General features: G+C 45.6%; 8 protein-coding genes. 3 read left to right on the forward strand and 5 right to left on the reverse strand.

What is annotated here, in order from left to right; all coding sequences use genetic code 11:
- Positions 1–59: 59 nt before the first annotated feature.
- A protein-coding gene (locus JOY44_RS28180) for an IS630 family transposase (protein ID WP_197985745.1) occupies positions 60–1014 on the reverse strand; the annotation gives its coding sequence in 2 pieces (ribosomal slippage) (positions 60–681 and positions 680–1014; 957 coding nt in all).
- A 67-nt stretch (positions 1015–1081) separates the two neighbouring features.
- Here JOY44_RS28180 and JOY44_RS28185 point away from each other — a divergent pair.
- Positions 1082–1549, forward strand: coding sequence for a plasmid pRiA4b ORF-3 family protein (locus JOY44_RS28185; protein WP_242541927.1), 468 nt, complete (start codon positions 1082–1084; stop codon positions 1547–1549).
- 661 nt (positions 1550–2210) lie between these two features.
- On the opposite strand, the gene JOY44_RS28190 is transcribed toward JOY44_RS28185, so the two are convergent.
- The 4 genes from JOY44_RS28190 to JOY44_RS28205 all read right to left on the reverse strand — a co-directional run bounded on the left by JOY44_RS28190 (position 2211) and on the right by JOY44_RS28205 (position 5510).
- Complete coding sequence (locus JOY44_RS28190; RefSeq protein ID WP_171576745.1) at positions 2211–3260, reverse strand: ParB/RepB/Spo0J family partition protein; 1050 nt, start codon at positions 3258–3260, stop codon at positions 2211–2213.
- Positions 3261–3270: 10 nt separating this feature from the next.
- The gene (locus tag JOY44_RS28195) at positions 3271–4065 is read right to left on the reverse strand and encodes a ParA family protein (RefSeq protein WP_171576746.1); all 795 of its coding nucleotides are present in this window, start codon (positions 4063–4065) and stop codon (positions 3271–3273) included.
- A 607-nt stretch (positions 4066–4672) separates the two neighbouring features.
- Positions 4673–5218, reverse strand: a complete 546-nt coding sequence (locus JOY44_RS28200; protein WP_171576761.1) for a transposase — start codon at positions 5216–5218, stop codon at positions 4673–4675.
- A 31-nt stretch (positions 5219–5249) separates the two neighbouring features.
- Positions 5250–5510 (reverse strand): transposase, encoded by a 261-nt coding sequence (locus tag JOY44_RS28205; RefSeq protein WP_242541928.1) that lies wholly within the window; start codon positions 5508–5510, stop codon positions 5250–5252.
- Between the two features lie 512 nt (positions 5511–6022).
- On the opposite strand from JOY44_RS28205, the gene JOY44_RS28210 reads away from it, so the two are divergent.
- Both JOY44_RS28210 and JOY44_RS28215 read left to right on the forward strand, forming a co-directional pair.
- A complete protein-coding gene (locus JOY44_RS28210; protein WP_171576747.1) occupies positions 6023–7126 on the forward strand; it encodes a PDDEXK nuclease domain-containing protein in 1104 nt (367 codons plus the stop codon).
- 156 nt (positions 7127–7282) lie between these two features.
- Positions 7283–9391 (forward strand): helix-turn-helix domain-containing protein, encoded by a 2109-nt coding sequence (locus JOY44_RS28215; RefSeq protein WP_242541929.1) that lies wholly within the window; start codon positions 7283–7285, stop codon positions 9389–9391.
- Positions 9392–9573 lie beyond the last annotated feature (182 nt).

Here is a 9573-nt window from a genome sequence, read left to right on the forward strand (position 1 = left end):
CAAATTCACGGGATGCTCCCAAAACCACATACTCTCTGCGAATTTGTCTATAGCGGTTCTCAGTCGAGTGAGGTACAGTAGCAACAATGAGTAAACCAATGACGAATATCTTTAAGCGACACTTGAGCAAACGCTTGAGTCATCGCCTCGTCTAACGCTTGTTTGGTTCGTGGAGCAATCGCGCGGAGGATTGCTTTGACTTTTGACCAAAACTGCTCAATGGGATTAAAGTCGGGTGAGTAGGAGGGTAAATAGACTAATTTTGCACCCACTGCTTCAATCGCTTGGGCAATGCCATCGACTTTGTGAGAACTAAAGTTATCCATAACGACACAGGCTCCCTTCCACAAGTTTGGCACTAACACCTGTTGGACAAAAGTTTGAAACGCCCGTCCGTCCGTTCCCCCTTCAAAGGTCAGTGCCGCAATGATGCCATCAAGGGTGAGCGCTCCAATGATGGTTTGGTTTTTTCCTCGGTTCTGTGGACGATGACTGTAAGCGCGGTGTCCTTGAAGGGCTCTGGCATAGAGCCTTGCCATTGCTAGATTTACTCCGGCTTCGTCGATGAATACTAGGTCTTTGGCTTCGACTTGAGTAATCATTTGCCAAAACTCAACCCGTGCCTGCTGCACCTGCTCCTGGTCTCGTTCAGTTGCTCGAAAGGTTTTTTTTGACGGTGAGCTTTAAGCGTTGCACCGCTCGTCCCATCGTTGAACGACTTACTCGCATTCCTACTTTCGCCTCGAATTGCTCAGATAACTGGGCAAGCGTGGCATCATTGGTAGCCTCGACTAATTCGGCAAGCACTTGATGATGCTCAAGCGTCAGTTGAGCGGGCTTACCTCCTCCATGAGGTTTTGGCTCAATGCTGCCCGTTTCTCGGTATTGTTTAAGCAGTTTGATAATGAAACTGGTTGCCACGCTAAATCGCTTGGCTAGTTGGCGTTGAGAGATGGGTTCGTCTTTGTAAACGTCAATGATTTTTTGGCGCAAGTCTGTAGAATACGCTTTCATCACTACCGATTCATTTAGGCTACTAAACATTACTAGAATCGTACCTCATTCAATAGGAAAAGGCTATATGAACCGACGGAAATCGATTCCTGATCCCATTATTATTCCGCTCCAGTCAATCGCGGGGCAATCTGAACCGACGCGATTGATTAGGACTAGTCAACCTGCTGAGTTAAGGAAGTTACGGGTAGATGAGTTTTTGCAGGCGCGATCGCTGGCTCCCAAAAGTCAGCACGTTTTTTATGTCTATGATTTTGGAGATGAATGGGTACATCAAATTACAGTAGAAAAGATTCTGCCGATGCAGTCTGAACAGCCATATCCCACTTGTTTAGCGGGGAAACGAGCCTGTCCACCGGAAGACTACGGTGGCAGTTGGGGGTATGCAGCATTGCTGAAAATTCTGAAAAATCCACGTCATCGAGAATATCGAGAACGAAAGGAGTGGGTCGGGCGTAAGTTTAGTCCTGAAGCTTTTGATTTTAAGGAGGTCAATGAGCAGTTAAAGGAGTTTGATTATCTTTCTCCCCTTTAGTCAGACTACAACCTGCCACCAAAGCAAAATTTTCGCTAGGTTAAGAGAGATCTGTAGCACCTCGACAATATTTTTTCAACAGTTCTGGCAACGGACTACCGATTTACCTGTAGCCCACATTCCGCCCTTCCAACTTCACAGAAGCTCTGGCTAGAAGATTATTGCAATAAGTCAGGATAATTCTCAATTAAGCTCAAATAGTTCTTCTGAACCAAAAATCTTGTATCCTCTGCCAGCAAGGCTTTTAGTGTTAAATATTTGAGTGTGCCACTTAAAGGGCGGAATGTGTGCTGTAGAGCCACTTCTACTTCTTTTAACTTCTGTTGTAGGGACTAGCGCAACTCCACCGGGGAGGAATGATCTATTTCTTCCAACGGTAATCCACTAAGGCTTTGCAAAATACGAGTGATTTTCTTCTCGTTCCCATTATTAGGCTGTATTGAGGGCTTTGTGTTTAGAATCTCCTTGATACACTCGTTCGCTTCAGTCAGTAAAAGGTTCTTATGAAGGACTTCTTGGACGACATCAAACCAAATAGCGATCGCTTTCTGCTCTAACCCAATCAATGGCTTGCCCCGGGGGCAAGCCCCGATCTACATTTCGCCACAAGGGGCGAGGAATCAACCCGCGAGGGATTCAAAAGTCGAACACTTTAAATAACCTACTCTTCATTTCTAAACTGCTGAAGTTCAGCTTTTTTTCCCTGTAGGGCTTTTTCCATACGCTCGATCGCTGTCAGTAATTCCCGTTTTTGATAGGCGGACATTTTAACGACTTTTTTTGAACTTATTCCTTGAATCTGCTCTTCCATCTTCTCTAACCGAGCTATGACCGGGTGGTTGGCTGGCTTTGGTGGTGTAGACCCCGATTTCAAGGCTTTAATTTGAGTTGTGAGCGTGTCGATCGTCCAGCCATTGCTTACACTTGCCTCCAAAAGCTGCTCTCGAAAATCCTCTTTTTCTACCTGTGCGATCGCCAACGCTTTTGTATAACTGAGTTTTCCACTGTTGTAGACCACCATTACATCTTCTGGCAGATTGAGTAGGCGTAAGCGTACAGAGACAAATGATTGCCAGCTAATATCAGGAGCAACTTCAGCAAATGCTTGATGAATAATTTGTTCTTGCTGCGGGTCAATCAGTGCTGCATTTCCTTCTGTCGCATTTTTCATTTGCCGTAGAAGCTTGATAACTTCTTCCTCCTGCATTTGAAGCATGAGTGTCAGCAGGTAAAGTAACTCTTTGGTGTCATCTAGCTCATTTAGATTTCGACGACGCACGTTTTCAATGCGGGAAAGTTTAACAGCTGTAACGTCATCTGTATCAATAACATCAACCTTGACTATCTCTAAACCCGCATCAATCGCCGCGTCTAGGCGTGATTCTCCAGCAATTAATCGAAGCGAACCATCTGGAAGTTTTTGAACCCAAATTGCTCCACGAAATCCATAGGTACGAATCGAGTCCACTAACTCCGCGTGAGCTATTGGGTCTTTTTCTCGACGTGACTTGTAAGGTCGTCTCTGGATCTGAACGATTGGAACCTCAATTCCTTCTGCAACAACTTGACTACCGACAGCCTTCTCTAGCTGTTGAAGTAGCTGTGTTCGTTCAGACTCCAAAGCAACAACTTGGTCCTTGAGTTCTTGAGTCTGGTTGTTCAGCTTTTGACTACTGCTCAAAAATTCCCTGACGCTTGGTCTCTGTGCCATAACTGGTTCCCTACTTAGTCAAATTTTCAATAGCATCGACAATTGGCTCGAAATCTTTACACGCTGGTTCTCCAGGGCGATAAATATAAAGTGGCGCAATACCCCTATTAGCAGCGTTTTCAAAATGTCTGTTGTGGCGAATTGGAGGAAAACAGTGAACTTTTTGATCGCTGAAAACGTCATTGATTTCGCATACAAAGCTATGTTGATCCGCACTTTTTTCAACTTTCATGGGAACGCTCCCAAGGATCTGAGGTGGGGGATTAAGGTTCAATTCCTCTATTTCACTCCGAATCATTTGAAGTAAAGAATTGACTCCACTGATTTTGACACTCATTGGGCTGGGGATCAAAATATGAGTTGAGGCTGCTAGAGCACAATAACTTAGAACATCCAGCGAGGCTGGGGAGTCAAGCAAAATGACGTCAGCATCCGGTGGAAACTTTCTAAATGCTCGTTGCAGAACATACTCTCTACCAGTCCGGCTTGGCAGATCAAGTCCCACAGATACCATGACGTCTCCACCCAAGCACAATCCGAATTTCTCGTTTGACTGCTTCCACTGTGGAACGACCACAGGATAGTGCCCCTCAAATTTCCTAGAGAAGATAGCAGCACTACTCTCCTCCGCTCCAATTGGGTCTTCCAGCCCGACAAATTTAGCAAGAGAGCCGTTAGTGTCAAGATCAATCAGCAAGGTTTTGACCTTGCGTTGAGCTAATCGATATCCCAAATGTATCGACAGAGTAGTTTTTCCAACACCTCCAGCATTGGAGGCGACCCAAATTACGATCGGTGGTTTCATTATTCAAAGCCTTCTTTGACAGGGATTTTTGCCATTTTTTACTGAAACATTGCTGACTACTACTTCCACTTTTAGCGATTCGCTTTCACCGACTTAAGGACTAAACAAGGAGTACAAATAGCAGTTAGAAAAACGTTTTTCTAACTTTAATCGCTAAGGGTCAATTTCCTGTGGCTTGCCGCTCCAGGGATAAAGCGGAAGTACGTTCCAAAAGGAGAATTCCGTATTGCCTTGTCCGCTTGCAACAAGGATAGGAATTTTAGCGCTCCGTGTCTTTTTTTACTCTTTCGTCATTTCCTAGAAATACTTTACAGCGATTTTCAACTTATGAAGCCGTTTCGGATGGTCAATTTTGGTAAAATCTTGCTTACATCTGCTGTAAATTATCAGGGTGATGGATCAAGACTAGAAGTAAGTATGATGACAACGCCAGAGAAACCAAAACCACATTTCTTCTTGGCGCAGCATAGCCCTCATGTGTCACTCTAGGGAAAGTAAAATCAATTCTAAATGCCCAAATCCTTTCACCGCCGGGTGTCTAGATATACACTCCGTTATCGAACACTTTGAAATATCGGAAATAAGCTGTATAGAACCCGTTTGATATCTAATTGACCGCAAGCCGTTTGAGCATCAGTCGGATGAAGCAAAGATTCACCTTCGCTGTGGCATTGTCCAGGGTTCTCTCAAAGTTCTTCACTAGACTTTTACAACGTTCGATCCAAGCGTTGGAGCGTTCAACAACCCATCGAGTAGCTACCACAACAAATCCGGTTTTCCCTTGCTCCTGCTTTTGAGTCTTGGTCGGTTTTGGAGCTAACTCAAATCGAATTTTGGTCATAATGTCAGGATACATCTGCTCTAGCGCCGTTGTCAGCATTGCTGGATGATACCCGTTATCCACCAGAATCGTCAGTTTGGGCAGATCGCCCAGTCTGGTTTGAAAGTAATCAATGTGCTTTGAGAACATTTCAATTAGTCCCTGGTCGTCGGATACACTGGCTTTGGTGCAATGGATGAAGAACGGGAATCCCAGAGTATCTACAGCAAGATGCCGTTTGATGCCATTGGTTGATTTGTAGAAACAAAACCCTTTCGATTTCACACTGGCGCTACAGGTGTTTTTCACCGCTTGTGAGTCAATCAGAAGCAGCATCGTCCAGATTGTTTTTTTTGACTTGTACTCAAACCTGAACGTGTAAAGCATCTCTGATCTGCTCTAGCACTCCTGCTGAGCGCCACTGCTTGTAGTGCCAAAATACGGTGGAGTAGGGCGGCAGGTCTTTGGGTAAGTCGCCCCAATTACACCCATTCTTAAGTTGATACAAGATCCCATCTAAAATGTGCCGCTTTGTCCAAACCGGGGGTCTGGTTTGCTTCTTTTGAGGCAACAGGGGCCCGATAATCTCCCATTCTGCGTCGGTTAAGCTACTTGAATAGGGCATTTATTCCTAATTCTACCCTCTCATCCAAGATCCCAAATAGGTTCTATATGCTGGGATTTAAGCTGTGTAGGAATTTCATTATTTTTGACTAAACTTACTCTTGCCGAAGTGATTTAAGAGGGATAACTGTCCACAGTGGGCGGTTGAGTCGTCAATAGAACGCCCCAAACCAACAGCAAAAACCATTCAAACGGGGCTTCACGACTAAACACCGGATGCAACTTGACCAGAATTTCTCGATGCGTTGATAGATTTCCATAATGGACTTGGCTGATTATGGTTATTTCAGCCAGTTTCCGACATTCCGTCCATGCTCGGGCTGGAATGTCCTTTTTTACTCTCAGTAGTCCATTTAGAGAAGAACTTCGCCCTGTCCAGTTTTACGACTGGAATTTAAATATCTAGTTGTTTGAGTTGATTAAGACCAATTTATACCTGTGATCTTGTTGTCCAGAAGAATCTGTTACATAGCTCGGTATAGTACAGAGATGATATAGAGAACCAATTTTGAAATGGATGAAAGGTACTTGAAGTTAGGCTATGACGAGTTCTTGCGGGAGCTAAAGGAGCGCATCCGCAATGCTCAGGTGCGAGCAGCCTTGGCAGTCAACCGGGAACTGGTTCTGCTCTACTGGCAGATTGGCAACGAGATTCTGTATCGACAGCAGCAGCAAGGCTGGGGATCAAAAGTCATCAACCGACTGGCAACTGACCTCCGCAATGCGTTTCCTGACATCAAAGGGTTTTCAGCCCGCAACCTCAACTACATGCGGGCTTTTGCGGAGGCTTACCCGGACGAGACAATAGTGCAACAGGTTGTTGCACTAATTCCCTGGGGTCATAATGTGCGGATCTTGGACGCGGTGAAAACCTCGGAAGAACGCATGTGGTATATCCAGCAGACAATCCAGTATGGCTGGAGCCGTAATATCTTGATCCACCAGATGGATAGCCACCTTTATCGTCGCCAAGGCAGTGCAATCACCAACTTTAGCCGTGTTCTACCTGACCCTCAATCTGAACTTGCGCAGCAGGTCGTTAAAAATCCGTACTCATTCGACTTCCTCAGTTTGGGCAAAGAAGCGCTGGAGCGGGAACTGGAAAGTGCCCTGATCAAACACATCCGAGAATTTCTGCTGGAACTGGGCGTTGGCTTTTCCTTTGTCGGCAGTCAGTACCCTCTTGTTGTGGATGGTAAGGATTACAGAATTGACCTGTTGTTCTATCATTTCCGCCTGCACTGTTTCGTAGTGATTGACCTCAAGGTGGTCGAATTTGAGCCGGAGTTTTCTGGCAAGATGAACTTCTACGTTTCAGCCGTAGATGATCTCTTGCGTGGTGCTGACGATAACCCAACAATCGGCGTTATTCTCTGTCGCACTAAGAGCAAAACGGTCGCCGAGTACGCCCTGCGCGATGTTCATAAGCCGATCGGAATTTCGACTTATCACATGGGAACGCCTTTACCCACTCAGTTTCAGAGCAATTTGCCGACGATCGAAGCACTTGAGGAGGAAATTGAAATCGTCGCTGCCGAAGTCGAGCAAACCTTAGCGTCCCAGGAAGCGGAACAGCTTGATTTATTTGCAGACCCAGCAAGGCAGGAGAAAGAATAAACAGTAAATTGAGATCGCTCCTGCAATCCTTGCTGTAAGTTGCCACTGTCATCATGCCATCTCTTTGAATCGGCGGTGTTAAATTGAGGTATGCTATGCCAAACTTTAAGGCAACTCCGGCAAAGGGGTTAGCATCTGGAGAGAAACGTTATAGACATGGGCAATCGCAAGCTGAAGCAGTCTAAAACTCAAATCCCTGTCCATCCTGATTTCCAGCAGGGGGATATTCAGATTGCTGCTCAAGTCGAGCTAGTTACCGAAGAGCCTACCTTTACTCTCTTTAGCCACCGGGAATCTGTCAGTGAAGGCGAGCCTTCCACCCCTACTAACGAAAGCCACCTCATCCAAGCAGCCAGGGACAACCTGAATCCTCAGCAAATTGAGGCAACCATTCAGTACCTTCAGAGTAAGTCAAGCTTACTGGAACGGGTCACGATAGAGATTTCCCAGTACTTGATCACTGCTTACAAAGACAGGTTGACAACGCAAGCCCAGCCCACGACTAAAAAAGTTTCTGGGAAAACTCTGCCCTCGATTGAAGTTGAACAAGATACAAACTCAGGCTCTTTGCAGTTAAAAACAAACCTGAATCAAGACGTTCTTCAGCAAATCCGCAGCTTAATCAAAGAGTTTTTCGAGAGAAACGCGCTTTGGGATAAAAGCGCTAAGGATATTTGGTCAAACTTGATTGCTTGGGCTGTGGAGGATATGAAGGCAGAGGTCGGTGAGGCAGCTTTGACATCCCTGACTCAAGAAGAATTTTATCTTGAATTAAATCGCTGTTTATTCGAGAAAGAATCGATCTTCATCAGTAACAGAATTAACTTTCTGGAAAAGTCCTATGCCGAAAGTATTGCCCACTTAATCGTTCAAGATCTTGATTTACCAAACTATCCTTTAGCAGGCTTAGAGAGGCTGTTGGGAGTTCACCCAAATAGTGAGAAAAAACCAGTTCCATCCACTGAGAGGACTCCGTCTAAAATTGATTCTGTTGCGGCAATTCCCACTGGTTTACCCATCGTCAGCAGCATTTCTGCACAGCTTAATACTGCACTATGGAAACCTGATGATTCAGGCATTGCTCACTTTCGATATCACTCAAAAAACAATCAGAGTAATTATTTAGAACATTACATTACAACCCCTGGAGATATTGAAGTACTTCCTTGGGAAGCAGCAGAGCAAATCATTAATAAATTTGGTTTTAATACCGTTAAATTGCAATTCATTTTGGCTGCTCACGCGATGAGGCAAGCGCTTCCCTGGGAAAGCACGTTTACCCTCAAAGCCAGCGATATTATTGAAGAATTTGGTTGGGACAAGAACCACAGTACAAGCTTGCCTACCAAACGGAATGAAGTTGCCAGTATTGCCTATGCGCTCTCCTGCTTGCTCGTGAAAGCCGTCTGGGTTGAAGGTCGGGGCAAAAATCAGGTGGATGCCAGTACGCCCATCGGTCGCATGTGGGAACTGTTGATTGATCCCCACGGACAGTTTGACTGGACAACAGGCAGAATCGATGAGCCAGATGAAGTTTTCATCACCGTCCGTCCTGGCTTATGGACTGCTCATTTTCTAAACCAAGCCGGAAGCAAGGCAAAGGAAGCCCTGTATCAGTTTGGTTATCTAGCTCTAAATATCCTGAAGCTAGACCCCTACCATGATGAACTAACGCTCAGATTAGCGATTCATCTGACCCTAGACGTGCGAATTCGTGCCAGAGATCGAAATCCCTATGAGTATCGGGTGAAGACGCTGCTGGAAGCTGTTCTACCAACAACGGTGATTCAGGAAGCTCGCCAGAGTAGCGAAAAAGCGCGTAGTTTATTCAACCGCTGGCATCATGCTCTGGGACTCCTAGAGAGCTTGGGTTGGCAGCCTGATGAAGTTGATCAAGCTGCGGGTTTCTACGTCATGCCTTTCCCAGATTGGTTAGAACTAGACACCAAAATTAAGAAGCCTAGAGGATGGATTGAGCAGTGGCTAGAGCAACGGTTAATCATTAAGCCCCCTAATCCCATTCCTGACCGCATGGCACCCTTGAATGCTTCTCGAAAGCGGCAGACCAAGCGAATGAAGTCCGAACCTCTTGCTCCGTTAACTGGATCACAGATTAAGGAGGCTCGAAAGACAAAAGGATGGACGCAGGCAAAACTTGCTGGCACCTTAGGGGTGCATCAAAGCTTGATTGCCAAGATTGAATCGGGCGATCGCCCCATCAGCACTGAACTTGAACCCTCCCTCCGAGAACTTCTGAGCCTTTGATCTGTCATATTCCCCATGCCTTGTCATAAATCAAGCTGTCTTAAATGATCGTCAAATCTAATCCCAACAAGGGTTATAGGATTATGACAGACCGATCCAGATGCTCCCATAATTTCTCCGTATGGTTCCATGAACTTGCTGATTACCCTCTTCGTTACTGCCAAGGTTCAACTCCCTAGAAT

The organism is Leptolyngbya sp. Cla-17, assembly GCF_016807185.1.
Classification (GTDB): Bacteria; Cyanobacteriota; Cyanobacteriia; order Leptolyngbyales; family Leptolyngbyaceae; genus ULC077BIN1.